This is a genomic window from uncultured Kluyvera sp., assembly GCF_902485085.1.
Lineage (GTDB): Bacteria > Pseudomonadota > Gammaproteobacteria > Enterobacterales > Enterobacteriaceae > Kluyvera > Kluyvera ascorbata.
Genome location: NZ_CABTJS010000132.1, coordinates 1 through 22,992, shown reverse-complemented (window position 1 = coordinate 22,992; position 22,992 = coordinate 1). Strand labels below are relative to the sequence as shown.

The following is a 22,992-nucleotide window of genomic DNA, read 5'->3' as shown; positions in this document are numbered from 1 at the left end:
CCGGCGGCGTAACCCGTTCGGGCCATTGTCGTTTTTTTCTCGTTGATATACGGAATTCCCATGCCCGCCGTTTTACCGAATTCAACCGCACAGCGAACCCGACGTTTGCTGTCCGGGCTTCTCCAGGGGATGTTGACGCTGGCGCTCACGTTGCTGGGCCTGTTGCTCGTCACCTTTGCGCTTTCTGCGCTTTCACCCGTTGACCGCGTGCTGCAAATTGTCGGCGACCATGCAAGTCAGTCGACTTACGATCAGGTTCGCCATCAGTTGGGCCTCGACCGTTCGCTGCCGGTACAGTTCTGGCACTACCTGATCAATCTTTTCCACGGCGATCTCGGGACCGCCAGCGCCACCGGACAACCGGTGCTACACGACCTGCTGGCTGCCTTTCCTGCGACGCTTGAACTTGCCACGCTGGCGCTGATTATCGGTGCGGTCTTCGGCGTGATTGCTGGTGTACTCTGCGCGCGCTACGCCGGTACCCCCTGGGACTTAGCCATGCGAACGCTGACGCTTCTGGGCAACTCGGTGCCCATCTTCTGGCTCGGGCTGCTGATGCTGGCGCTGTTCTACGCGAAGCTGCAATGGAGCCCCGGCCCCGGTCGGCTGGACGACATTTACCAGTTCACCATCGAACCCAAAACCGGTTTTGCGCTGGTTGATACCTGGCTTTCCGGTGACAAAGAAGCCTTTCGCAACGCCTTCAGCCATCTGGTGCTGCCGGTGCTGTTGCTGGCCTACTATTCGCTTGCCAGCATTACGCGCCTCACGCGCTCGGCATGCCTGAGTGAGATGAACAAAGAATACATTCTGCTGGCGCGTGCCAAAGGAGCGGGCGAGATGAGCATTCTGCTGCGCCACGTGTTGCCGAATATTCGCGGCACGCTGCTGACGGTTATCGCGCTGGCGTATACCTCAATGCTTGAAGGTGCGGTGCTGACCGAGACGGTATTCTCCTGGCCGGGAATTGGCCGCTACCTGACAACGGCGCTGTTTGCTGGCGATACGGCGGCGATTATGGGAGGAACGCTGCTCATTGGCGTTTGCTTTGTGTTGATTAATAACCTCACCGACGTGCTAGTGCGGCTAACCGACCCGAGGGTTCGCTGATGCCATCATCTCTGTTTTTGCGCCGATTACTGCGCTCGCCTGCGGCCTGCTGCGGGTTGATTATTATTGCCGTGCTGGTACTGACGGCGCTGCTGGTTCCATGGCTTGCGCCGCAGGATCCAAACTGGCAGGACGCCGCCGCGCGTTTGCAAATGCCCAATGCGCAGCACTGGCTCGGCACCGACAGCTACGGGCGCGATCTGCTCTCAAGGCTGATTTACGGCACCCGCCCGGCGCTGGGTCTGGTGGCACTGGTGACGGTGATTACGCTACCGGTAGGGCTGTTGATGGGCATTCTTTCCGGTTATTACGGCGGCTGGCTGGAGCGGATTCTGATGCGCTTTACCGACGTGGTGATGTCGATGCCGCGCCTGATTCTGGCCTTTGCCTTTGTGGCGATGCTTGGCCCAGGGTTGGTCAACGGCGCATTGGCGCTGGCGTTAACCACCTGGCCTGCTTACGCGCGACAGGCGCGTAGCGAGATCCAGCGACTACGGCATAGCGACTATTTAGCCGCCGCTGAAATGATGGGCATCCGCGGTCTGCGCCTGCTGGTCGGCCATATTCTACCGCTGTGTTTGCCGTCCGCCATCGTGCGTCTGGCGCTGGATCTGGCAGGGATTATTCTGGCCGCCGCAGGGTTAGGCTTCCTTGGCCTGGGCGCACGTCCGCCGATGGCGGAGTGGGGCGCGATGATTGCCGATGGTATGCAGGTTATCTTTGACCAGTGGTGGATTGCCGCTGCACCAGGTGCCGCGATTCTGATTGCCAGCCTGGCGTTTAACCTGCTGGGTGATGGTTTACGTGACGTTCTGGAGCCGCAACATGACTGAGCAACGCCTTTCCGTACAGGGGCTGAATATTGATTATCCCCGCGCGCGGGTGGTCAACAATATGAGCTTTACGCTTGGCAACGAGCGGTTAGCGCTGGTGGGTGAATCTGGTTCCGGCAAGTCAATGACCGCGCGTGCGCTGATGGGGCTGGTGCGTAAGCCAGGTATCGTCAGCGCTGACCGTCTGAACGTGCTGGGCTATGATGTGCTCTCCCTGAATGGGCGCGGCTGGCGCGCGCTGCGGGGCAACGACATCGCCATGGTGTTGCAGGACCCTCGCTATGCGCTGAACCCGGTGAAAACGGTGCGTGAGCAGTTGGAAGAGGCGCTCACCCTGCATCAACGCCTTAACCGCCGTGAACGGCAGGAAAAAATCGCTGCGTCGGTGGTCGCCATGGGGCTGGATGTTGCGGTGCTGAACCGCTATCCCGGCGAACTGTCCGGCGGCATGGGCCAGCGGGTGATGATTGCCATTGCGCTCATCAACGACCCTAAAGTGCTGATTGCCGACGAACCCACCTCGGCGCTGGACGCCCGCCTGCGCAACCAGATCCTTGAGCTACTGGTGGCGCAATGCGAGAAGCGACAAATGGCGATGCTGCTGATTAGCCACGATTTACCGCTGGTGGCCCAGCACTGCGACCGCGTACTGGTGATGTATCAGGGCAACGGCGTTGATGAGATGGCGGCCCGAGATTTACCGCAGGCAACGCACCCCTATACCCGCACCTTATGGACCTGTCGCCCGAGCGCGCAGACCTACGGACAGATGCTGCCGACGCTGGACCGCAGTCAGAACTTTGAGGAGGCGGCGCATGGCGATCGTTGATATTCAGGCGTTACAGGTCACCTTTGGCGAGAAAACGGCGGTGTCGGCGGCCAGTTTCCACGTCAACGCGGGCGAGACTTTTAGCCTGATTGGCGAATCCGGCTGCGGAAAATCGACCATTCTGCGCGTCATCGCCGGGCTTCAGCGCGAGTGGGGCGGGTACGTCTCGCTATTTGACAAAAATATCGCCCCCGGCGCGCGTTTTCAGGGCGACCTGCGGCGCAATGTGCAGATGGTTTTCCAGGACCCGTACGCCTCGCTGCACCCGAACCACACCCTCTGGCGTACGCTGGCGGAACCGCTGCGCATTCATGGTGAAGCGGATATTGAGTCTAGAGTCCAGACCGCGTTAGAGCAGGTGGGCCTGCCCGCCGATGCCGCCAGCCGCTATCCGCATCAGCTCTCAGGCGGACAGCGCCAGCGCGTGGCGATTGCCCGTGCGCTGCTGCTGCGGCCAAAAATCCTGCTGCTGGATGAACCCACTTCGGCGCTGGATATGTCGGTACAGGCGGAAATCCTGAACTTGCTCAACCGTCTGAAGCAGGACCACGGTATGACTTATCTGCTGGTGAGTCACGATGCCGATGTGATTGCGCATATGTCCGACCGCGCGGCGTTTATGGCAGGAGGCGTGATTCAGCGCTTCTTTGACCGTACGGCGCTGGAGCGCGGTGAACACCGGATGGGGTAATTTGTAGCCCGGACGAGGTGCCGCCGGCGCCGACTCCGGGGTTTCACCGGCGTCACTTCGTTCGGCCGGGCGACGGTCGAACGGTTGTTTATTTGATGAACGCATAACTTTACGGCACAGCGCCCATTTTTCCGCCATACTGTCAATAATTGTTGACACTCATCTTCACGCCAGCGAATAAGTGTCTTATTATTCATACGTCTTTGGCTTATAAGGGTGAACACTCCCATGCGTCTTGAAGTCTTTTGTGAGGACCGTCTCGGTCTGACCCGTGAACTGCTCGATCTTCTGGTGCTGCGCGGCATTGACCTGCGCGGTATCGATATCGACCCTGTTGGCCGAATCTACCTTAATTTTGCGGAGCTGGAATTCACCAGCTTCAGCAGCCTGATGGCGGAAATCCGCCGTATCGCGGGCGTGACCGACGTGCGCACCGTACCGTGGATGCCTTCCGAACGTGAACATCTGGCGCTTAGCGCATTGCTGGAAGCGATGCCGGAACCGGTCCTGTCGCTGGACACGCGCAGTAAAATTGAACGCGCTAACCCGGCAAGCTGCCAGCTGTTCGGCATGAGCCAGGACAAGATGCGCAGCCATAATGTCGCGCAGCTCATTAGCGGCTTTAACTTCCCGCGCTGGCTGGAAAGCGAGGAGGTGGAACCGCACGCCGAGCATGTGGTGATCCACGGACAAAACTTCCTGCTGGAAGCGACGCCGGTTTACCTGAGCGGCGAGAACGATGCCCGCGTGCTGGCCGGGGCGGTGATTATGCTGCGCTCGACGCTGCGTATGGGCCGTCAGTTGCAAACCATGACCACTCAGGACGTCAGCGCGTTCAGCCAGATTGTGGCGGTGAGCCCGCGTATGCGTCAGGTTGTTGAGCAGGCCCGCAAGCTGGCGCTGCTGACCGCACCGCTGCTGATTGTGGGTGAAACCGGCACCGGTAAAGATCTGCTGGCTCACGCCTGCCACCTGGCGAGCCCACGCGCGGCGAAGCCGTACCTCGCGCTGAACTGCGGTTCGATTCCAGAAGATGCGGTAGAGAGCGAACTGTTTGGCGACGCCTCTGAAGGTAAAAAAGGCTTCTTCGAACAGGCCAACAGTGGCTCGGTGCTGCTGGACGAAATTGGCGAAATGTCGCCGCGCATGCAGACCAAGCTGCTGCGTTTCCTCAACGATGGCACCTTCCGCCGCGTGGGTGAAGATCATGAAGTGCATGTTGATGTCCGCGTTATTTGCGCCACCCAGAAAAATCTGGTGGAGCTGGTGCAGAAAGGACTGTTCCGTGAGGATCTCTACTATCGCCTCAATGTGCTGACCCTCAACCTGCCGCCGCTGCGCGTTCGTCCGCAGGACATCATGCCGCTGACCGAACTGTTTGTGGCGCGCTTTGCCGACGAGCAGGGGATTTCACGCCCGAAACTTTCCGCTGACCTCAACACTGTGCTCACCCGCTACGGCTGGCCGGGCAACGTTCGCCAGTTGAAGAATGCGGTGTATCGCGCATTGACTCAGCTTGAGGGCTACGAACTCCGTCCTCAGGACGTGCTGCTGCCGGATCACGATGTGTCGAGCGCGGCGGTAGGCGAAGAGGCGATAGAAGGTTCGCTGGATGATATTACCCGTCGCTTTGAGCGCTCGGTGCTGACGCAGCTTTATCGCAGCTATCCAAGCACCCGAAAACTTGCCAAGCGTCTGGGTGTATCGCACACGGCGATTGCCAATAAATTGCGGGAATATGGCCTGAGCAACAAGAAGGGCGAAGAGTGATAAAAAACAGCCTCTGAAAAGAGGCTGTTTATATTTTGCGGTACGGTGATTACGCTTTCAGCGCAGCCAGTGCCGCATCGTAGTCTGGTTCGTTGGTGATTTCGTTCACCAGCTCGCTGTAAACCACGTTGTCGTTTTCATCGATAACCACAACGGCACGTGCCGCCAGGCCTTTCAGTGCGCCGTCTGCGATGCCTACGCCGTAGGTCTGCAGGAATTCTGGCGCACGCAGGGTGGACAGAGTGACCACGTTGCTCAGGCCTTCAGCGCCGCAGAAGCGAGACTGCGCGAACGGCAGGTCAGCTGAAACGCACAGCACAACGGTGTTGGCCAGTTCGCCAGCCAGTTGATTGAATTTACGCACAGATGCCGCGCAAACGCCGGTATCGATGCTTGGGAAAATGTTCAGAACTTTACGTTTGCCAGCGAACTGGCCCAGGGTGACGTCTGACAGATCTTTTGCCACCAGCGTAAACGGTTGAGCTTTATCGCCCGCCTGTGGGATAGAACCTTGAACAGCAACGGGATTGCCCTGGAAATGTACGGATTGCGACATGATTATCTTCCTGTTTACATATAGTTAACGTCGACCCTAGTGTATGACAACAGGTGTTAACACGGCAAACCCTATTTACGCCTGAATAAAAGGAGTGAAAATGAGAAAGCTACGCGTCTTCGAAGAGGCCTGGCCTCTACATACCGCATTTGTTATTGCTCGCGGTAGCCGCAGTGAAGCCAAAGTGGTGGTGGTCGAGCTGGAACAGGATGGCGTAAAAGGGGTGGGCGAGTGCACGCCGTATCCACGCTATGGGGAAAGCATTGCGTCGGTGATGGCGCAAATTATGGCGTTGGGCGAGCAGCTTGAACGCGGATTAACCCGCGAACAGCTGGCGAATCTACTTCCGGCAGGAGCGGCGCGCAATGCGGTCGACTGCGCGCTCTGGAGCCTGGAAACTCACTTGTTAAAAAGTGACGTTGTCACTCAGCTGGGTGTTCGCTTACCAGAAACGATCATGACTGCCCAAACGGTGGTCATTGGCACCCCAGAGCAAATGGCCGCTAGCGCAAAAGCGCTGTATGAAAGCGGTGCCCGGCTGCTTAAAGTGAAGCTCGATAACCATTTTATCTGTGAACGAATGGTGGCGATTCGCGCCGCCGCGCCGGATGCGACGCTGATAGTTGATGCTAATGAATCCTGGCATGGTGACGGCTTAGCGGCGCGTTGCCAACTGCTGGCTGATTTAAACGTCGCCATGCTCGAACAACCTCTGCCGGTGGGCGAAGATGACGCGCTCAGCCACTTTATCCATCCGCTACCGATTTGCGCTGATGAAAGCTGTCATACCCGCGAAGATTTACCTGTTCTGCGCGAACGCTACGAGATGGTGAACATCAAGCTCGATAAAACCGGCGGTCTGACCGAAGCGCTGGCGCTGGCTGCTGAAGCAAAGGCGCAGGGTTTCGCGCTCATGCTCGGCTGCATGCTTTGTACCTCTCGCGCCATTGAAGCTGCGCTGCCGCTGGCACCGCAGGTGCGTTTTGCTGACCTTGATGGCCCGACCTGGCTTGCCGCCGATGCCGAACCGGCGCTGCATTTTACCTGCGGTGAACTTCACTTGTGATGCGTTGACTGCCAGTGCAGCAGCGCGGTCATCGCCGCGAGATATTTCTCGCTCGCTTCGTCGGAAGAGATGGGCGGGAACTCGGCGGTGATGCAGTGCAGACCGATATCGGCACACCAGCTCCCAAATGACCCCGGGGTTTCATAACCCACGCTGCTGACCAGCGGCAGGCTGAATGCTTCGGCAAGCCATTGGCCCAGCTCGCTGTGGCGGTTGTCCTCAATGCAGGCCAGCGGGTCGTGGAAAGAGACAACCCATGCAGGATTTATCTGGTGGATAAGCTGACACAGCGCGCGGCTTTCCGGCTCGGAGCCGGGGCGGCTACCGGTCAGTAACACCACGTCGCGTTGCTCGGCGGCGCTGTTCCAGCGATAGACCGTTTCGCCTTCCTTCCAGTTTGCCGAGGGGAAGTTACGGTTCAAATCCACGCCGTTCGCATTGGCGCGAAGCCCGAGCTGACAGCCGTCCGGGTTAACCGCCAGCACCACGTGATGACGACGAAGATCCGTCGCCAGCGTGCGCAGCGCGCAGGAAAGGGTGACGACCGACGAGTTTTCGTCGCCATGCGTGCCAGCAATGATTAAACCGCTCTGCGGGCCGGCTAGCGGGGCAGGAAACCAGATTAAAGGGGCTCCCAGCAGCGAGCGTCCATAATGTTGTGTTCCCGGCGGGAACGCGCCGCGCTGGGCGCGAGGGCGAGTAACTGACATACGCGGAGTCCTGATACGCAAGGGGGATATTGAGCAGTGTTGTGCAAAACCCGCCGCGAATCAAATAGTTTCCCTGATAGATATTGCTGGGGATATATCAAGTTTATGTGACATGTTGTTTGCAATTAACGCGACTGAAACAAATAATATTTTCATCAAGTTGTGTGGGTTTACCTATTTTAAGGGGATGTCATGAAGTTACCGTTCACCTTGACCTGCTGTGCAGCCTTGCTTTCAGGTCTGAGTACTCTCGCCGTTGCGGCCGACGTTCCCGCCGGAACGGTGTTGGCGAAGCAGCAAACGCTGGTTCGTCACATTAAAGATGAACCCGCTTCACTGGACCCCGCAAAAGCGGTGGGGTTGCCTGAAATCCAGGTGATTCGCGATCTGTTCGAAGGGCTGGTTAACCAGGATGCCAACGGCAACATTATTCCTGGGGTCGCCACGCGCTGGCAAACCAACGACCAGCGGATCTGGACCTTTACCCTGCGTAACGACGCGAAATGGTCAGACGGTACGCCGGTCACCGCGCAGGACTTTGTCTATAGCTGGCAACGACTGGTAGACCCAAATACCACATCACCGTTCGCCTGGTTTGCCGCGCTGGCGGGCATTAACAATGCCCAGAATATTATCGATGGTAAAGCCAAGCCCGACACGCTGGGCGTGGCGGCGGTAGATGCGCACACCCTGCGCGTGCAGTTGGACAAACCGCTGCCGTGGTTTGTGAATCTGACCGCTAACTTCTCGCTGTTCCCGGTGAATAAAGCCAACGTCGAAAGCGACAAAAACTGGACACGTCAGGGCAAGCTGGTGGGGAATGGGGCTTATGTACTGGCCGACCGCGTGGTCAACGAGAAGCTGGAGGCGGTACCGAATAAGTATTACTGGGACAACGCTAAAACGGTTATCCAGAAAGTGACCTTCATCCCTATCAATCAGGAGTCGTCCGCGACGAAGCGCTACCTGGCAGGCGATATTGATATCACGGAATCTTTCCCGAAAAACCAGTATCAGAAGCTGCTCAAGGAGCTGCCGGGGCAGGTTTACACGCCTGCGCAATTGGGGACGTATTACTACGCCTTTAACACCCAAAAAGGGCCAACAGCCGATGCGCGCGTCCGTCTGGCGCTGAGTATGAGCATCGACCGCCGAATTATTGCCGAGAAAGTGTTAGGCACGGGCGAGAAACCGGCATGGCGCTTTACGCCAGATGTGACCGCGGGCTTTAAGCCGCAGGACTCTGAGATGGCGCACGCGAGCCAGGCTGAGCTGAATGCACAGGCGAAAATGCTGCTGCAGGCGGCAGGCTACGGCCCGAATCGTCCGCTGAAGCTGACGCTGCTCTATAACACCTCCGAGAATCACCAGAAGATAGCGATTGCCGTGGCGTCGATGTGGAAGAAAAATCTCGGCGTTGAGGTGAAGCTGCAAAACCAGGAGTGGAAAACCTATATCGATAGCCGTAATACCGGTAATTTCGACGTAATCCGCGCATCCTGGGTGGGTGACTATAACGAGCCGTCAACCTTCCTGTCGCTGCTGACCTCGACCAATACCGGCAATATTTCACGCTTCAGTGACCCGGCCTACGATAAGGTTGTCCGTCAGGCGACGCTGGAAAATACCGCTGAAGCCCGAAATGCGGACTATAACGTTGCGGAAAAAATTCTGGCCGAGAAAGCGCCGATTGCGCCTATCTATCAGTACACCAACGGGCGTTTGATTAAGCCGTGGGTAAAAGGATACCCGATCACCAATCCGGAAGATGTGGCGTATACGCATACGATGTATATCGTGAAGCACTGATAAATCACGGTTGCCTGGCACGGTCAGGCAACCCAACGGTTTGTGTCTTCGCACAGCCCGTCACTATCGTTAACGGTTGAAAACATCACTCCTTTAGTAAACGGCGGAAGTAACGCCGCTTCATCAGCCTACATCCAGTGTTTAATCGCAAAAATGGTAATCTATAACCCTATTAATGGTTGGACTTTTCAGCGGCAGAGTCTTATCTTGAGAATAAACATAAGAGGTTATCATCATGAAAGACGTAGTTGATAAATGCAGTACCAAAGGGTGTGCCATTGATATTGGTACCATCATTGAGAATGATAATTGCACCGCAGAGATCGAACGATTTTTCCCGACGGAAAATGAAGCTGAACTGGCGGTCGCGAAAATTAAGAAACTGGCAGCTGCAGCGGCGTCCGATGAAGACGCAAAGGTTGTTTATCACATCACGCACGTTGATAACGACGTGAAGCTCAATGCGTCGGTGACGTTCTCTTGCCAGGCGGAAATGATTATTTTTGAATTATCATTGAGATCGGCATTCTGAGTGTGGGATCGTCTGCAGTATTGACGAAGATTGTCGACGCACCGCGGGAAGTTTTGGCTGCATAGGTTGTTGAAACCTGCTCGGCATGGGGGAGGCCTAAGCATCACCTATCATGCGTTGTGAACGTTGACTACATATCCCTGCTCGGACCAATACTGAAGCAGTTCCGTCTGTCTGATGGACGCCGTTTTTCCGGTCCAGACGTATAGCGTTTGGCCCGGGAACAGCTCTGGACGTGGCGACGAGACAAATTCAGGTATCACCGTAAGATGTAATCCTTGCAAAGATAAACGCCACGCTTCAAGCCAGAGGCCGATTCTGTCCTCGATGTCCCATGCCATTATCAATGCTTCCTTACCGGATTTTCGGCGAGATTCATTGAGCGATGCTGCTACCAGCTCCGTTAAAATGCCGTCAAACATGCCCGATAACATTTTGCCCGTCTGATTATCTAACGTGAGACGCTGGCGGACAGGATTGATAATGTTATCAATCAGTTCAGGTACCGTGTGCTCGCGCCTTAGCGTCACCAGCTTTGCCCGAAGCTTTGCCGGGGAGGCTAATCTGAGTACGGCCATCAGGTTTTCTTGCAAGGCGTTGCAGTCGTCAGCGGGAACGGGCTTTTCCGCCTCCAGCAGCGCTTTAATTTTCCCGACCGATGTGCCGCCTTTAATCAACGCTTTAATTTCTTCAATGCGCTGAATATCTTCTTCATCAAAAAGACGGTGCCCACCCTCAGTACGCTGAGGCTTAAGAAGACCATAACGCCTTTGCCACGCCCGCAGTGTGACCGGATTTATCCCGCATCTCTCGGCAACTTCGCCAATGCTATAACTTGACATATTTCCCCTATAAGCACTGTCCGGATGAAGGCGGTGTTAAGCGACCATTAAGTCTCTTTAAGATACAGTACTGAGTTAAATATTTACTCAATACCCGGAGAGGGATCAAACTCTCAGGGCATCTTTCGGAATCTATTCCCTTATTAAGCGAACGTTGCGCCGTTAAATCGCGGCATTATACCTTTTTTTCCGGCCAAGCAATGCTTGGGATTCTATTGCAATCGGGTGATGAGAAAAGCGCACCCTGAAAGTGCTCGATGCCTGCGGACTCAAGCCACATCCACTCTTCTGCCAGCATGATGCCATCAGCGGAGAGCCGGATTTCGAGGGAGGAGCAGCATTTGATAATGGCATGGATAATGGCCTGACGTGGACCGCTTTTGTGGACTTCTGTAATCAGGTCCTGACTGATTTTTATGCGATCGGGCTGGAAACGAGCCAGCAGCTGCAAACCAGCAAAACCTGCGCCAAAATGATCGATAGCAACGCTTATGCCTGAGGCTTTAAGCCCTTTGACGGCGCCGGCGAATTCATCAAAGCGTGAGATGACTTCGTTCTCAGTGAACTGAACCTCAATCTGTTCCGGAACCAGGCCATTTGCGGCTATTTCAGTGAGCAGGAAATCTACTGCACCAGGTACATTGACCAGCGTCATGGGCATCAGGCTCACGGAAAGCACGCCAGAACCCGCCAGAAGTTTGGCTCCTGTGGCAAAAGCGGCTTTTTTGGCCATCAGGTCAGTTTGATAGATGTCGTCGCTAGACGAATCTGGGGCGGAGGACGTCGGAGCAGGGCCGCGCGTTCGCGCCTCTAGCGAGACAATTTCTCTGGACAGCGGGTCGATCAGTGGTTGAAAGCAAATCTCTTCTGCCGCGTCAGAGGGGGCGGCATTATCGTCTTGGGCATCGGCGATAAAATCCCAGCTGTCGGCGGGGGGGATTTCGTACACGCCGTCCTTTCCGTCCGTCAGCACGAACGTTCTGACAAACTGCAGCGCGCGATCGCTGTAGGTTAACTGATACCGGCTTGTCCCCTTGTCCAGTACCGCCTGTAACACATCATCCTGACCGTGTTTACGTAAATCAAAAAGCTCCATACCGGCTTTGCCAAAGCGGCGGGCCGGAGCATAGTCACACATCAGCTCTACGACATTGTAATGTCGAACATCTTTGCAGATCTGTTGGTAAATCGTTTTGACGGTGTTCTCTGGTCCCTCTAAGAGCTGAAAGAAGTGAAGACCATTAAACAGCAGAATTCCGGTAATGCTTTCATGCTCATTCCTGACGTTGGCCGCAGCAACTATCGTTTCGACGTCCCTGAAAGGAACGGTATCGCATAAACGACTGCGGTAGATAAGTGTGGTGAGCATAGGTTGTCCAGTGACAAGGTGGGGGAAGGGAGAGGCTAACAGATCATCGTTGTAAATGCTTAATCAATAAACATTATTTTCACAAAATATTAACCTTGATGAGTGATTTTATCCAGGTTTGTACAGGTTTTTTTTGAGGAGTACTTTTTTTTGTACAGCATCACGCGTAAGTTAAAAATAAATCTACTCACTTAACTAATTGATTAACAATAAAAAGCACTTTTTGCTAATTGTTTTGTAATCATTCTGTACACATTTTTTGTATAAGTTTGCTAAGTATAGTTAACCAAAGCATTACCCCCTGCCAATAACCGGAGAGAAAATGCAGAGATCACTTCCTGGCGCAGATTCGGCCGCTGCGATTACACGCTACTTTGCTAAGGCGGAGTTACCGACACAGCACCTTATTCTTGGTGAGATAGTAGCTGAAATTTTAAATGATGGACGCAGCCTGAATCGCAAAGCGATTTGCACAAAACTGCTCTCACGTCTTGATAAAGCACAAAATACCGAAGAGGAAGCGCACTGCAACCGTTTGATTGGAATGCTGTTTGACTAAGCCATTTCTGAAAGACCGGAAATAAAAGTAAGACACTTATGCTATGAAGACGCTAATGAAAACGCAGTTGCGTAATGAGCTTATCGGGCAGGCCATACTGGCGCTCCTTGTCCAGAAAAGCCCGATATCTGAACGCACGCTGCTCAAGCAGTTACGGAATATACAAACTTTGGCGCCTGACCCTGTACGCCAGGAGGCCTTGCAGGAGTTGATCGCCGAATTATCCGTTAGGGTAAAAAAGGTCACTTCAGACGCCGTTAAGGTGACGCGGGAAAACGATAGTGAAGTCAGAAAATCGCAATCTGGTGACGAAAAGAGACGTGCAGATATTTTGCACAACACACACAAACTACATTAATTTACCTCTCAGGAAAAAGAACCATGCAGACTCAACCTATTATCGCCTCACTGTCTGACAAAACGCTCGAAAACTTCTTCTCCCGCTCCGGTGAGGCGATGGCTGAGGAAGCCAAACTCTTAGGCGATGTGGCTCAGGAGATGCTGGCTGTCGGTATGCCATTGACTAACAAGAACCTGATTATTTGTCTTATTAAATCTCTCGATTGCGCCGAAGGGATCGTTCAGGCGGATATTATTCGCAAGACGTTAGAAATTGTAGTGAGCCATACCTCCGATGACTTTTAACCTCCTGTTCGCAAAATAGCGGAGAGTCGCTTTATCAACAGAGCAGGTAGCACAAATGAGAAATGCTATTCCTGATAAATACATTTTCAGCTGCGAGCTTTTCAGAAATGTGGAAAGAATCGCAATAGCTGATTTTGGTTCCTCTGACATTGACGGTATCAAGGTTGTCATTATTAAAAAAATGGCGAAAGAGCGAAATACAATACTTTTCGATCTCTACCAGCAAATTTTAATAAAAGTGACGCAGCATGATGTCGTCATAAAATGAAAAATGTAATGTAATAAATATCCGGAGCCTAAAATGAAGCGAGTGAAAACAGCAGATATCTGGATCAGTGATATTTACCTACAGCGTGGGCTTGAGACCCTGCTTGAGGCGTCGTTCTCAGCGCCAGCACGAAAACGTTTTGTCTTTTTTACCATCGAAAACTATTATGATGTTAAGGCACAAAATTATGATTTATCCACCCACCGTCTGGTGTTGCTGACGCAGGGGGATATGTATTATTTTCTCAGTGATTTCAAAATGTTTAGGCTTCACGCGCGCTGTGATCTTTCTACCTTGCAACGATCCATTAAAGACATTGCCTCGGATGTAGAGAAGGTCAGGAAAAGACCTGAGAAAATAGTGCTAACTGCCAGGGACAAGGTTTTTCTGGATCAATTCAGTGCCGGCAAAAGCGTACAAGAAATTGCGCTCTTAAATAAAATCCATTACAAGACCGTCTATCAAAACCGCCAAAAATTAATCACTAAATTAGGATGCACCAATCTGGTCAACTTCTTTAGAACGTTGAAAAGCGATGTGTTCAAAACGTGGGTAGTTTCAGCATAGCAAACGGTGATGCTAACCATACTGCCAATTAATCACATTTTTCACGATATCTCCTAATATTGATATCGTGCGAAATGTGATTCCTTCGTTATACTCAATAAATTATTGCCGTTATGCATTAATACATTAACGCTTTTTGGGAGTAAAGGACAATGGTCAACCCCACGTTATTACAATGCTTTCATTGGTATTACCCTGATGGCGGTGAGCTGTGGCGAGAAGCTGAAAGTCTTGCCCCGCACCTTAATGAGATAGGTATCAATATGATTTGGCTGCCTCCGGCATATAAGGGGGCGTCCGGCGGATACTCAGTAGGCTATGACAGCTACGATTTATTTGACCTCGGTGAGTTTGACCAATAAGGTTCTGTGCCCACCAAATATGGCGATAAAGCGCAGTTACTCTCCGCCGTTTCCGCATTGAAAAAGCACGATATTGCGGTATTGATGGATGTGGTGCTGAACCACAAAATGGGGGCGGATGAGAAAGAACGTATCCAGGTTCAGCGCGTTAATGAGCAAGACCGCACGCAGATAGATGAAGAGGTGATTGAATGCGAAGCCTGGTCTAAGTACACCTATCCCGCGCGCGCCGGGCAATATTCTCAATTCATCTGGGATCATAAATGCTTTAACGGTATTGACCACATCGAAAATCCAGATGAAAACGGCGTTTTTAAAATCGTTAATGATTATAGTGGCGAAGGCTGGAACGATCAGGTTGATGACGAGATGGGTAACTTTGATTACCTGATGGGCGCTAACACTGATTTTCGCAATCACGCGGTGACCGAAGAACTGAAGTTCTGGGCTCGTTGGATGTTGGAACAAACGCAGTGTGACGGTTTTCGTCTTGATGCGGTAAAACACATTCCGGCCTGGTTCTATAAAGAGTGGATCGGGCATGTGCAGGAGGTCGCGCCAAAACCGCTGTTTATTGTGGCGGAATACTGGTCACACGACGTCGATAAACTGCAGCATTATATTAACCAGGTTGATGGTCAGACGCTTTTGTTTGATGCGCCGCTGCAAATGCACTTCCACGAGGCCTCTCGTCAAGGGAGAGACTACAATCTGAGCCAGATTTTCACCGGTACCCTTGTTGAAGCGGATCCTTTCCATGCTGTAACGCTGGTGGCCAATCACGACACGCAACCTCTTCAGGCTCTGGAAGCCCCGGTAGAATCCTGGTTTAAGCCGCTGGCGTACGCCTTAATTCTGTTACGCGAGAATGGGGTGCCGTCTGTGTTTTATCCCGATCATTTGGTGCCACTTATGAAGACACCGGTCGTGACGGCAACTCGTATCCTATCGAGATGCCGGTCATTCACCAGTTACATGAGCTGATTGATGCGCGTCAGCGTTTCGCGCATGGAGTCCAGACCCTATTTTTCGATCACCCCAACTGCATTGCGTTTAGCCGCAGCGGCACTCAAGATGCACCGGGCTGCGTCGTGGTGATGTCCAACGGCGATGATGGGGAAAAAACGATTGCGCTGGGTGAAAACTACGGCAATAAAAACTGGAAAGATTTCCTCAATAACCGTGAAGAGACGGTGACGACCGATGAGACAGGCACCGGTATCTTTACCTGCAATGGTGGAAGCGTCAGCGTGTGGGTGATGGAGGAGGTGCTGTAAATCTCGCGTTGTATTTTTAAAATTCCACGAAATGAACTATATCGTGGAATACTAAGACGGTGAATATAAAGTGAAGCGGTAAAAAATACTGCCTGGTATTTAGGGTGGCAGATATTGCAGGGGAGGAGATATATATAACTAGATACTGTCACTCTCATACTTAGGTACCTGAAAAGGAACACGCTTTCATTGATGAATTTTTTGCATAAGCCAAATCTGTTATTGCCGCTAATCAAGGTGATTTTTATAGCTTAGTATTGGGTTTTACCATGATAGAGGCCATACCGTGGAATACTCCGTTCTCAGTAACAATCTCAAAATGCCGATGGTCGGTTTTGGTGTTTTTAAGGTAACCGATAAAGAAGAGTGTAAGCAGTCAGTGCTAAGCGCTATTCGCACGGGCTATCGCCTCATTGATACCGCTGCCGTTTATGGTAACGAAGATGCCGTGGGTGATGCTGTTCGTGAAGCAATTGCGCAAGGGTTGTGTACCCGCGAGGAGCTGTTTATCACCTCCAAGCTGTGGGTGCAGGATATGGCTAGCTACGATACGGCCAAAGCGGGTATTGAGGCGTCGCTGAAAAAATCAGGGTTACAGTATTTTGATCTCTACTTATTGCATCAGGCGATGCGCGACTATTTCAGCGCCTGGCGCGCGCTGGAGGATGCGTATGATGCCGGTAAGCTCAAAGCCATTGGCGTGTCGAATTTTTACGCGCACGTATTAACCAATTTCTGTGAAACCGTCAGAATTAAACCCATGGTAAATCAGGTTGAACTGCATCCCTACTTTGCGCAGCCTGAAGCGCTCGAGACCATGAAGCGCTATAACGTCCAGCCAGAAGCCTGGGCACCGTTGGGTGGTGGGCGGCATAAACCGTATGAAGATAAAATGCTGCAAGGAATTGCCGACGCTCATCATAAAACCATCGCCCAGGTCATCCTGCGCTGGAACGTGCAGCGTGGCGTTACGGTCATCCCGAAATCGACGAAGCAAGCACGCATTGAAGAGAATTTTGCCATCTGGGATTTTGCATTGACCGATAACGACATGGCGCAAATCAGCGCGCTGGATTTAGGCTATGTGGGGGAAGCGGTGAAGCATTTTAATCCTGAATTTGTTCGCAACTGCCTGAGCATTAAGACTCACGGTTGATTCTGGCGTCGACGGTACCCCTCACCCTAACCCTCTCCCCGGAGGGGCGAGGGGACCGATAGGTGCAGCGCCATCAGGCGCAGGTTAACGCAATAGCTCGGCAAATTTCGCCAGCCACTGCGGATGCGCAGGCCACGCCGGTGCCGTCACCAGATTGCCATCGACATACGCCTCATCAATACCGATTTGTGCAAATTCTCCACCGCTTAACCGTACTTCAGGCGCACAGGCCGGGTAAGCGCTACAGGTTCGACCCTTCAAAACTCCAGCGGCTGCCAGCAGCTGCGGGCCGTGGCAAACGGCGGCAATGGGCTTGTTCGCCGCATCAAAGGCCTGTACCAGCTTGATAACCGACTCATATAAGCGCAAATATTCTGGCGCGCGTCCGCCGGGGATCACCAGCGCATCATAATTTGCTTCGTTCACGCTGGCAAAATCGGCGTTGAGCACAAAACGGTGACCGGGTTTCTCGCTGTAGGTCTGAGCGCCGTCAAAATCATGAATGGCCGTCATGATGTAGTCACCTTTCGGTTTGTCCGGGCAAACCGCATCCACCTGATGACCAATCATCTGCAGCGCCTGAAAGGGCACCATCGTTTCATAATCTTCCGCGTAATCACCTACCAGCATCAGTATTTTTTGCCTGTCATAACCCATCCTCGTTGAGTAAATATGTCTAAGATATAGCCTGTCTATAGTGGCTTTGCGACCCGCAAACCGCGCGCTGCGTCACGGATATGGTGATGAATGGTGAAGTGGGGGCTGCGGAAAAGAGCAGCCCCATTTTCACTCAGGCGCCGAATCCGCCGTCGATGGTGTGCATGGCGCCGGTCACAAAAGAGGCCTCCGGACCCGCAAGCCAGGCGGCCATGGCGGCGACCTCCTCCGGTCGGCCGTGTCGTTTAATCGCCATAAAGCTGTGCATCACCTCTTTCAGCGGGCCGTCTTTCGGGTTGGCATCTGTATCAATCGGCCCAGGCTGGATGACGTTCACGGTTATCCCCAGCGGGCCGAAATCGCGCGCCAGGCCGCGTGCCAGTCCCTGTAGGGCGGATTTACTGACGGCATAGGCGGCGAGGCCAGGAAGGGGCATGCGATCGCCGTTTACTGAACCGATGACGATAATACGCCCCCCTTCGGGCATGCTACGCGCGGCTTTCACGGCAGCGTGGTAGGGCGCATGAATGTTGATGCGAAACAGACGGTCTACTTCGTCGCTGTCCTGTTCCAGCGCATCGCCGAAGAGAATGATCCCGGCGTTAATCACCAGAATGTCCAGCGGCCCGTAGTCGTGAACAAGCTTGATGACGGCATCACGGTCGGCGCTGTCTGCCTGGACTGCGGTACTGCCCGTTTCTGTTGCTAGCTGTTCTGCTGCTTCTCGCGAGCCGGCGTAGCTGAACACTACCGATGCGCCATCGGCGCAAAATCGTCGGACGATGGCCGCGCCGATACCGCGGCTCCCACCAAGAACCAGTACGGATTTGTCGTGAAATGTCGTCATCAATACACCCTCATGCTCGTGTCGAAACGATGAACATCTACCGGGCAGATGTACCTGCCAGCAAGGAGTATAGTTCTGCGCGGCGACGACGGTGGCTTTCGCGTTACTGTGCAGATACTGGGGCACAAACGATAGGATTGCGCAGGGAGAACGGTGAACCGACGGCGTAGAGGAGAGAACCCTGGCCAGCAAGTATCAATCTTATACGCTGGCCTATCTTGAGCATGGGGAGCGCTAGCGCTTCGTACTGGCCCGTAGCTGTAACGTTGAAGGCAGCTCAATGGTTTTTTCCGGCGGATTGCCCGCCAGTAAATCGAGCAGCGTCTGCCCGGCCAGCGTCCCGGTTTCACTCCATGGGAACTCAACTGCAGTGAGCGCAGGTGAGCATACGGCTGCCAGCGTGCCGCCGCTAAGACTTGCTACGGCCAGCGTATCGGGTACTTTCACGCCAGCACCGTGGCAGGCCATAATGCAGCCACAGGCAATTTCATCAGACGTACAAATCAGCGCATCCAGTTCCGGCCAGGTGATACGAATATCGCCCAGCAGGTTTAAACCTGTCGTAATGCCTGGTGGCAGGTGCGACGTCACCACGCGGTGCGGGGAGTGGTTAATTGAGAGCATGGCGCTGTTCCAGCCGCTCAGCACCTGGCGGAACATAATGTTATTGGATGCGGTACAGAGCAGTCCAATATTTTTATAACCACTTTTCGCAAGCGAAGTTACCAGCTTTTTAATGGCCGCGGCGTAGTCAACGCCGATGCTAACCCAACTGGCATCGCGGTTAATCGCGCCAATTTCAACCACCGGCACGCCGGTGTTAATAAGCATCTGCGAACAGCTACTGATGTTATCAATATTGAACTGGACAATCGCCGCCGGGTTATAGGCGAGCATCTGTGCAAATGCTTTTTCTTCACTCTGGCCACCCTGTCCGGACTCAATAAACATCATGCTGAAGCCCTGCGTAGACAGTACGGTCTGCAGCGTTTCGGAGACGGCAAGAAAACCGGGAGAAGAGAAGGTGGGTACGACGCCCATGACCAGGCTGGAGTCGGCAGAGGCGAGGTTACGCGCCTGCAAGTTTGGCACATAGCCTAATTCGCTCACCGCGGCTTCAATGCGGGTGCGCAGCTCTGGGTTTACTTTTTCAGGCATTCGTAACGCACGCGAAACGGTCATCGTGCTAACACCAACCAGTTTTGCCACTTCGGCAAGGGTAATCTTACCGGTGTTTTTTCTGCGTTTTTCTCTCGCACCGTCATCCGTTTGTAGCGTCTGCACTGATGTCCTCCTTCAGCTTGTCTGGGCACCCATTGTAATAGATGTTTAGCGTTTTGCGCATTGCCCAACTGCAAAGTAATGATAAGTATGGGTAATAAAGTTAGCGTTAACAAGAATTTTAACATTGTTATCATGTTAGCGCTAACTTTGAGATGTGGATCACGGTAAGCCGCGAAGGCATTCCACTATAGTAGGCCCACTTTCAACGCTCTCGGGGTATTTATGATTACGACCTGGCTACCTGCGGAAAATATCCAGATAGTGGATTCGGTCAACGACTGGAAACAGGCTATTACGTTGTCGGCACAACCTTTGTTGGCGAAAGGTGCGATCACTGAAGATTATATTAACGCGATTTTTAACAGCCATCAGGAGCTCGGCCCTTATTATGTCTTAGCGCCCGGTCTGGCAATGCCACACGCCCGTCCAGAGCAGGGGGCGATTAAAAATGGTTTGTCGCTTTTACATATTAAACAAGGTGTCTCTTTTGACGCCGATGAGAATGATCCTATCTATGTTGTGATTATGCTGTGTGCGCTTTCAGGCGAAGAACACATCAATATGATCACGGCACTGGCAGAAATTTTTAGTGATGATGAACGGCTAGCAGCGCTGCTGGAAGCGTCATCAATGGAAGCAATTCAAAGCGTTATCAACGGATAGTGAGGTTAAGATGAAAAAGGTTCTGATTGTTTGCGGTAATGGTTTAGGCAGCAGCTTCATTGTTGAAATGAACGTTAAAAAAATCCTCAAAGAGTTGAATAAAGACGCAGAGGTTTCTCATACTGACCTCACGTCGGCGAAAAGCGAAACTGCCGACATTATCCTTAGCGCAAAAGATATTGCTGAACATCTGTCCAGCCACTCAGCAAAGGTTTTTGGACTGTCTAATCTGCTGGACAATAATAAAATTAAAGAAATTCTCTCTGAGAATATCTGATTAATTATTTGCGGCCCTACGGAGCTATTCTATGCTGCAGTTTATTATTCATGATGTGTTGGGTACGCCAGCAATTCTGGTCGGTCTGTTTTCCCTGATTGGCTTATTATTGCAGAAGAAAGCATTTTCCGATGTTATTTCCGGAACCCTCAAAACAATTATGGGTTTTGTGATATTAACATCCGGTGCGGCGATTATCGCTACTACTTTAACCACCTTTAGCCAGCTGTTTGAGCATTCGTTCCATATTCAGGGCGTGGTGCCAAATACTGACGCCATGGCGGCGTTGGCGCAGAAAAACTACGGTACTGCGACGGCGATGATCATGGTGCTGGGGATGCTGTTTAACATCGTTCTCGCCCGTGTTACGCCGCTGAAGTACATCTTCCTGACCGGGCACCACACGCTTTATATGTCGGCGATGCTGGCCGTTATTCTCTCCGTCGGCGGCTTGTCGCCGTTCTGGGTCGTGCTGGTTGGCGCGGTGATCCTCGGCATCATGATGGTGGTCTCTCCGGCCATTCTGCAGCCGTTCACCCGTAAAATCACCGGTACCGATGACCTCGCGCTGGGCCATTTTGGCTCAACCGGCTATCTGCTGTCAGCGTGGGTGGGGAAGGTTGTTGGTAAGGGCAGCCCGTCGATTGAAGAGCTGAAGGTTCCGAAGTCGCTGAACTTCCTGCGTGATTCGTCGGTTGCTATCTCGCTGACGATGATGATTCTGTTCGTGATTCTGGTGCTGGTGGCCGGTAAAACGTTCGTTGAAACCAGCGTTAGCGGCGGCCAGAACTTCATTATCTTCGCCATTATTCAGTCGCTGACCTTTGCTGCCGGCGTGTGGATTATCCTGGCGGGCGTACGCATGATTATTGCCGAAATCGTCCCTGCCTTTAAAGGTATCGCTGACAAACTGGTTAAAGACGCTAAACCGGCGCTGGACTGTCCAACGGTCTTCCCGTTCGCACCAAACGCCGTGATTGTCGGCTTCCTGTCGAGCTTTGCCGCAGGTCTGGTGAGCATGTTCCTGTGCCCACTGTTTGGCTTAAGCGTCATCGTTCCAGGTCTGGTACCGCACTTCTTCTGCGGCGCAACGGCGGGCGTTTACGGCAACATCTGCGGCGGTCGACGCGGGGCAATTATCGGGGCCTTCGCTCAGGGTCTGTTGATTTCGTTCTTACCGGCCATTTTACTGCCGCTGATGGGTGATTTGGGCTTTGCATCCACCACCTTTGGCGATGCGGACTTCGGCGTGGTGGGCATTATTCTTGGGCACGTCGTGGCGCTCTTTAACTAATTGATTCTTGTGAGGTGAGGTATGGCGGCTAAATTTTCGCCTTCGTTGATGTGCATGGATTTAACACAGTTCAGGGAGCAAATCACGGCCATGAACGGCCGGGCAGACTTCTACCACGTCGATATTATGGACGGTAGCTACGTGAAGAATATTACGCTGTCGCCGTTCTTTATCGAAAACCTGAAAAAGATAACCGACGTGCCGATTGACGTGCATCTGATGGTTAACCATCCGGAAGACATTATTCCGATGTGTATTGATGCCGGTGCCGACATCATCAGCTTCCACCCGGAGACAGCGAATAACAAAATCTTCCGTCTGCTAAACCAGATTAAAGATGCCGGTCGTCGCTGCGGCGTGGTGCTGAACCCAGCAACCCCGGCGGACGCCATCAAAGAGTACGCGCATCTGCTGGATAAAGTGACGGTGATGTCGGTTGACCCAGGCTACGCGGGGCAGAAGTTTATCCCGGAATCGCTCAACAAAATCAAACAGCTGATTGCGATGCGTGAAGCGAATGGGTACCACTATCTGACTGAGATTGACGGCTCCTGCAACGAAAAAACCTTCAACGTCATTTCCCAGTCCGGGGTCGATGTGTTCATCGTCGGCACTTCAGGCCTGTTCTCGCTGGCGGAAAACGTCAGCGATGCATGGGATAAAATGATTGATATCTACCAGCGCGAAGTCGCTGCCTAAAATTGCAGCGCGCTCAGCCGTATTGAGCATTAGCGATGCGCAAAGAGTCTATTTAACCGGTCCCGTCTCTTTGCGCACCCGCCTGATTATTACGGTTGAGGGCGCTGTAACCTCTTTCTCTCTGGAGTTCCCCTCATGATAACTCGTCGCACGCTTGCGAATGCTTTGCGCATGCTTTCTGTTGATGGTGTACAAAAATCGAATTCCGGTCACCCGGGTGCCCCTATGGGTATGGCTGACATTGCCGAAGTCCTGTGGCGTGATTTTCTGAACCATAACCCGCAGAACCCGTCCTGGGCTGACCGTGACCGCTTTGTGCT

Annotated in this window: 26 protein-coding genes and 1 pseudogene; 20 read left to right on the top strand and 7 right to left on the bottom strand. The window is 53.0% G+C overall.

Features of this window, described 5'->3' with window-relative positions; translation table 11 throughout:
- The first annotated feature begins 60 nt into the window (after positions 1-60).
- The 5 genes from RDN66_RS15965 to tyrR all read left to right on the top strand — a co-directional run bounded on the left by RDN66_RS15965 (position 61) and on the right by tyrR (position 5,233).
- A complete protein-coding gene (locus tag RDN66_RS15965; RefSeq protein ID WP_202215848.1) occupies positions 61-1,110 on the top strand; it encodes an ABC transporter permease in 1,050 nt (349 codons plus the stop codon).
- Entirely contained in the window at positions 1,110-1,943 is an 834-nt protein-coding gene (locus tag RDN66_RS15960) for an ABC transporter permease (RefSeq protein ID WP_202215847.1), read from the top strand. Before RDN66_RS15965 ends, RDN66_RS15960 begins: the two co-directional genes overlap by 1 nt.
- The gene (locus tag RDN66_RS15955) at positions 1,936-2,772 is read left to right on the top strand and encodes an ABC transporter ATP-binding protein (protein ID WP_202215846.1); all 837 of its coding nucleotides are present in this window, start codon (positions 1,936-1,938) and stop codon (positions 2,770-2,772) included. The genes RDN66_RS15960 and RDN66_RS15955 overlap by 8 nt, the downstream gene beginning before the upstream one ends.
- Positions 2,759-3,463: an ABC transporter ATP-binding protein gene (locus RDN66_RS15950; RefSeq protein ID WP_035894045.1), complete on the top strand. Its 705-nt coding sequence runs from the start codon at positions 2,759-2,761 to the stop codon at positions 3,461-3,463. The genes RDN66_RS15955 and RDN66_RS15950 overlap by 14 nt, the downstream gene beginning before the upstream one ends.
- 228 nt (positions 3,464-3,691) lie before the next feature.
- The gene (gene tyrR / locus RDN66_RS15945) at positions 3,692-5,233 is read left to right on the top strand and encodes a transcriptional regulator TyrR (protein ID WP_308538011.1); all 1,542 of its coding nucleotides are present in this window, start codon (positions 3,692-3,694) and stop codon (positions 5,231-5,233) included.
- A 49-nt stretch (positions 5,234-5,282) separates the two neighbouring features.
- On the opposite strand, the gene tpx is transcribed toward tyrR, so the two are convergent.
- Positions 5,283-5,789 carry a thiol peroxidase gene (tpx, locus tag RDN66_RS15940; RefSeq protein ID WP_123650495.1) on the bottom strand — a complete coding sequence of 169 codons (507 nt, stop codon included), beginning with the start codon at positions 5,787-5,789 and terminating at the stop codon, positions 5,283-5,285.
- A 100-nt stretch (positions 5,790-5,889) separates the two neighbouring features.
- Between tpx and ycjG the strand changes: the two genes are divergently transcribed.
- A complete protein-coding gene (gene ycjG, locus RDN66_RS15935) occupies positions 5,890-6,855 on the top strand; it encodes an L-Ala-D/L-Glu epimerase (RefSeq protein ID WP_123650494.1) in 966 nt (321 codons plus the stop codon).
- Here ycjG and mpaA read toward each other — a convergent pair.
- Positions 6,846-7,565, bottom strand: coding sequence for a murein tripeptide amidase MpaA (mpaA, locus tag RDN66_RS15930; protein WP_123650493.1), 720 nt, complete (start codon positions 7,563-7,565; stop codon positions 6,846-6,848). The genes ycjG and mpaA overlap by 10 nt on opposite strands.
- Before the next feature lie 192 nt (positions 7,566-7,757).
- On the opposite strand from mpaA, the gene RDN66_RS15925 reads away from it, so the two are divergent.
- Both RDN66_RS15925 and RDN66_RS15920 read left to right on the top strand, forming a co-directional pair.
- On the top strand, positions 7,758-9,374 hold the full coding sequence (locus RDN66_RS15925; protein WP_202215844.1) for an ABC transporter substrate-binding protein: 1,617 nt from the start codon (positions 7,758-7,760) through the stop codon (positions 9,372-9,374).
- A 235-nt stretch (positions 9,375-9,609) separates the two neighbouring features.
- Entirely contained in the window at positions 9,610-9,906 is a 297-nt protein-coding gene (locus tag RDN66_RS15920; protein WP_035894032.1) for a DUF406 domain-containing protein, read from the top strand.
- A 110-nt stretch (positions 9,907-10,016) separates the two neighbouring features.
- Here RDN66_RS15920 and RDN66_RS15915 read toward each other — a convergent pair whose 3' ends face one another.
- Together RDN66_RS15915 and RDN66_RS15910 are read right to left on the bottom strand one after the other, a co-directional pair.
- Positions 10,017-10,748, bottom strand: a complete 732-nt coding sequence (locus RDN66_RS15915; protein WP_035894029.1) for a MerR family transcriptional regulator — start codon at positions 10,746-10,748, stop codon at positions 10,017-10,019.
- A 175-nt stretch (positions 10,749-10,923) separates the two neighbouring features.
- Positions 10,924-12,117, bottom strand: coding sequence for a diguanylate phosphodiesterase (locus RDN66_RS15910; RefSeq protein ID WP_308538010.1), 1,194 nt, complete (start codon positions 12,115-12,117; stop codon positions 10,924-10,926).
- A gap of 322 nt (positions 12,118-12,439) precedes the next feature.
- Here RDN66_RS15910 and ycgZ point away from each other — a divergent pair, with 322 nt between their 5' ends.
- The 7 genes and pseudogenes from ycgZ to RDN66_RS15875 all read left to right on the top strand — a co-directional run bounded on the left by ycgZ (position 12,440) and on the right by RDN66_RS15875 (position 16,951).
- Positions 12,440-12,676, top strand: coding sequence for a regulatory protein YcgZ (gene ycgZ / locus RDN66_RS15905; RefSeq protein ID WP_035894025.1), 237 nt, complete (start codon positions 12,440-12,442; stop codon positions 12,674-12,676).
- Between the two features lie 55 nt (positions 12,677-12,731).
- A complete protein-coding gene (locus RDN66_RS15900; protein ID WP_147281558.1) occupies positions 12,732-13,034 on the top strand; it encodes a hypothetical protein in 303 nt (100 codons plus the stop codon).
- Positions 13,035-13,057: 23 nt separating this feature from the next.
- Positions 13,058-13,321, top strand: a complete 264-nt coding sequence (locus RDN66_RS15895; RefSeq protein WP_202215842.1) for a biofilm development regulator YmgB/AriR family protein — start codon at positions 13,058-13,060, stop codon at positions 13,319-13,321.
- 55 nt (positions 13,322-13,376) lie between these two features.
- Positions 13,377-13,589 (top strand): hypothetical protein, encoded by a 213-nt coding sequence (locus tag RDN66_RS15890; RefSeq protein WP_308538009.1) that lies wholly within the window; start codon positions 13,377-13,379, stop codon positions 13,587-13,589.
- A 33-nt stretch (positions 13,590-13,622) separates the two neighbouring features.
- The gene (locus tag RDN66_RS15885) at positions 13,623-14,156 is read left to right on the top strand and encodes a LuxR C-terminal-related transcriptional regulator (RefSeq protein ID WP_202215840.1); all 534 of its coding nucleotides are present in this window, start codon (positions 13,623-13,625) and stop codon (positions 14,154-14,156) included.
- Between the two features lie 152 nt (positions 14,157-14,308).
- Positions 14,309-15,795, top strand: a pseudogene (gene amyA / locus RDN66_RS15880) (alpha-amylase).
- 286 nt (positions 15,796-16,081) lie between these two features.
- Entirely contained in the window at positions 16,082-16,951 is an 870-nt protein-coding gene (locus RDN66_RS15875; RefSeq protein ID WP_308538008.1) for an aldo/keto reductase, read from the top strand.
- Between the two features lie 84 nt (positions 16,952-17,035).
- Here the strand turns inward: RDN66_RS15875 and RDN66_RS15870 are convergent, their stop codons facing one another.
- The 3 genes from RDN66_RS15870 to RDN66_RS15860 form a co-directional block, all read right to left on the bottom strand.
- Positions 17,036-17,608 carry a DJ-1/PfpI family protein gene (locus RDN66_RS15870; RefSeq protein WP_308538007.1) on the bottom strand — a complete coding sequence of 191 codons (573 nt, stop codon included), beginning with the start codon at positions 17,606-17,608 and terminating at the stop codon, positions 17,036-17,038.
- 133 nt (positions 17,609-17,741) lie between these two features.
- Positions 17,742-18,455 carry an SDR family oxidoreductase gene (gene bdcA / locus RDN66_RS15865; protein ID WP_202215837.1) on the bottom strand — a complete coding sequence of 238 codons (714 nt, stop codon included), beginning with the start codon at positions 18,453-18,455 and terminating at the stop codon, positions 17,742-17,744.
- Positions 18,456-18,689: 234 nt separating this feature from the next.
- Positions 18,690-19,739 (bottom strand): LacI family DNA-binding transcriptional regulator, encoded by a 1,050-nt coding sequence (locus RDN66_RS15860; protein ID WP_035894013.1) that lies wholly within the window; start codon positions 19,737-19,739, stop codon positions 18,690-18,692.
- 222 nt (positions 19,740-19,961) lie between these two features.
- Between RDN66_RS15860 and RDN66_RS15855 the strand changes: the two genes are divergently transcribed.
- The 5 genes from RDN66_RS15855 to RDN66_RS15835 form a co-directional block, all read left to right on the top strand.
- Positions 19,962-20,402 (top strand): PTS sugar transporter subunit IIA, encoded by a 441-nt coding sequence (locus tag RDN66_RS15855; RefSeq protein WP_202215836.1) that lies wholly within the window; start codon positions 19,962-19,964, stop codon positions 20,400-20,402.
- 10 nt (positions 20,403-20,412) lie between these two features.
- Positions 20,413-20,679: a PTS sugar transporter subunit IIB gene (locus RDN66_RS15850; protein ID WP_035894009.1), complete on the top strand. Its 267-nt coding sequence runs from the start codon at positions 20,413-20,415 to the stop codon at positions 20,677-20,679.
- Between the two features lie 31 nt (positions 20,680-20,710).
- Complete coding sequence (locus RDN66_RS15845; RefSeq protein ID WP_202215835.1) at positions 20,711-21,973, top strand: PTS ascorbate transporter subunit IIC; 1,263 nt, start codon at positions 20,711-20,713, stop codon at positions 21,971-21,973.
- Positions 21,974-21,994: 21 nt separating this feature from the next.
- On the top strand, positions 21,995-22,672 hold the full coding sequence (gene alsE / locus RDN66_RS15840; RefSeq protein ID WP_123650479.1) for a D-allulose 6-phosphate 3-epimerase: 678 nt from the start codon (positions 21,995-21,997) through the stop codon (positions 22,670-22,672).
- Between the two features lie 135 nt (positions 22,673-22,807).
- Positions 22,808-22,992 (top strand): hypothetical protein (locus RDN66_RS15835; RefSeq protein ID WP_308538006.1); only part of this gene is annotated, 185 nt, incomplete at its 3' end.

Bases quoted from the DNA above. Each gene is read 5' to 3' on its own strand.
- tyrR (WP_308538011.1), top strand. From the start codon at position 3,692: ATGCGTCTTGAAGTCTTTTGTGAGGACCGTCTCGGTCTGACCCGTGAA.
- RDN66_RS15855 (WP_202215836.1), top strand. From the start codon at position 19,962: ATGATTACGACCTGGCTACCTGCGGAAAATATCCAGATAGTGGATTCG.
- RDN66_RS15890 (WP_308538009.1), top strand. From the start codon at position 13,377: ATGAGAAATGCTATTCCTGATAAATACATTTTCAGCTGCGAGCTTTTC.
- RDN66_RS15845 (WP_202215835.1), top strand. From the start codon at position 20,711: ATGCTGCAGTTTATTATTCATGATGTGTTGGGTACGCCAGCAATTCTG.
- RDN66_RS15850 (WP_035894009.1), top strand. From the start codon at position 20,413: ATGAAAAAGGTTCTGATTGTTTGCGGTAATGGTTTAGGCAGCAGCTTC.
- RDN66_RS15920 (WP_035894032.1), top strand. From the start codon at position 9,610: ATGAAAGACGTAGTTGATAAATGCAGTACCAAAGGGTGTGCCATTGAT.
- alsE (WP_123650479.1), top strand. From the start codon at position 21,995: ATGGCGGCTAAATTTTCGCCTTCGTTGATGTGCATGGATTTAACACAG.
- RDN66_RS15900 (WP_147281558.1), top strand. From the start codon at position 12,732: ATGAAAACGCAGTTGCGTAATGAGCTTATCGGGCAGGCCATACTGGCG.
- RDN66_RS15925 (WP_202215844.1), top strand. From the start codon at position 7,758: ATGAAGTTACCGTTCACCTTGACCTGCTGTGCAGCCTTGCTTTCAGGT.
- RDN66_RS15870 (WP_308538007.1), bottom strand. From the start codon at position 17,608: ATGGGTTATGACAGGCAAAAAATACTGATGCTGGTAGGTGATTACGCG.
- RDN66_RS15895 (WP_202215842.1), top strand. From the start codon at position 13,058: ATGCAGACTCAACCTATTATCGCCTCACTGTCTGACAAAACGCTCGAA.
- tpx (WP_123650495.1), bottom strand. From the start codon at position 5,789: ATGTCGCAATCCGTACATTTCCAGGGCAATCCCGTTGCTGTTCAAGGT.
- RDN66_RS15910 (WP_308538010.1), bottom strand. From the start codon at position 12,117: ATGCTCACCACACTTATCTACCGCAGTCGTTTATGCGATACCGTTCCT.
- RDN66_RS15955 (WP_202215846.1), top strand. From the start codon at position 1,936: ATGACTGAGCAACGCCTTTCCGTACAGGGGCTGAATATTGATTATCCC.
- ycgZ (WP_035894025.1), top strand. From the start codon at position 12,440: ATGCAGAGATCACTTCCTGGCGCAGATTCGGCCGCTGCGATTACACGC.
- bdcA (WP_202215837.1), bottom strand. From the start codon at position 18,455: ATGACGACATTTCACGACAAATCCGTACTGGTTCTTGGTGGGAGCCGC.
- RDN66_RS15915 (WP_035894029.1), bottom strand. From the start codon at position 10,748: ATGTCAAGTTATAGCATTGGCGAAGTTGCCGAGAGATGCGGGATAAAT.
- RDN66_RS15965 (WP_202215848.1), top strand. From the start codon at position 61: ATGCCCGCCGTTTTACCGAATTCAACCGCACAGCGAACCCGACGTTTG.
- ycjG (WP_123650494.1), top strand. From the start codon at position 5,890: ATGAGAAAGCTACGCGTCTTCGAAGAGGCCTGGCCTCTACATACCGCA.
- RDN66_RS15960 (WP_202215847.1), top strand. From the start codon at position 1,110: ATGCCATCATCTCTGTTTTTGCGCCGATTACTGCGCTCGCCTGCGGCC.
- mpaA (WP_123650493.1), bottom strand. From the start codon at position 7,565: ATGTCAGTTACTCGCCCTCGCGCCCAGCGCGGCGCGTTCCCGCCGGGA.
- RDN66_RS15950 (WP_035894045.1), top strand. From the start codon at position 2,759: ATGGCGATCGTTGATATTCAGGCGTTACAGGTCACCTTTGGCGAGAAA.
- RDN66_RS15885 (WP_202215840.1), top strand. From the start codon at position 13,623: ATGAAGCGAGTGAAAACAGCAGATATCTGGATCAGTGATATTTACCTA.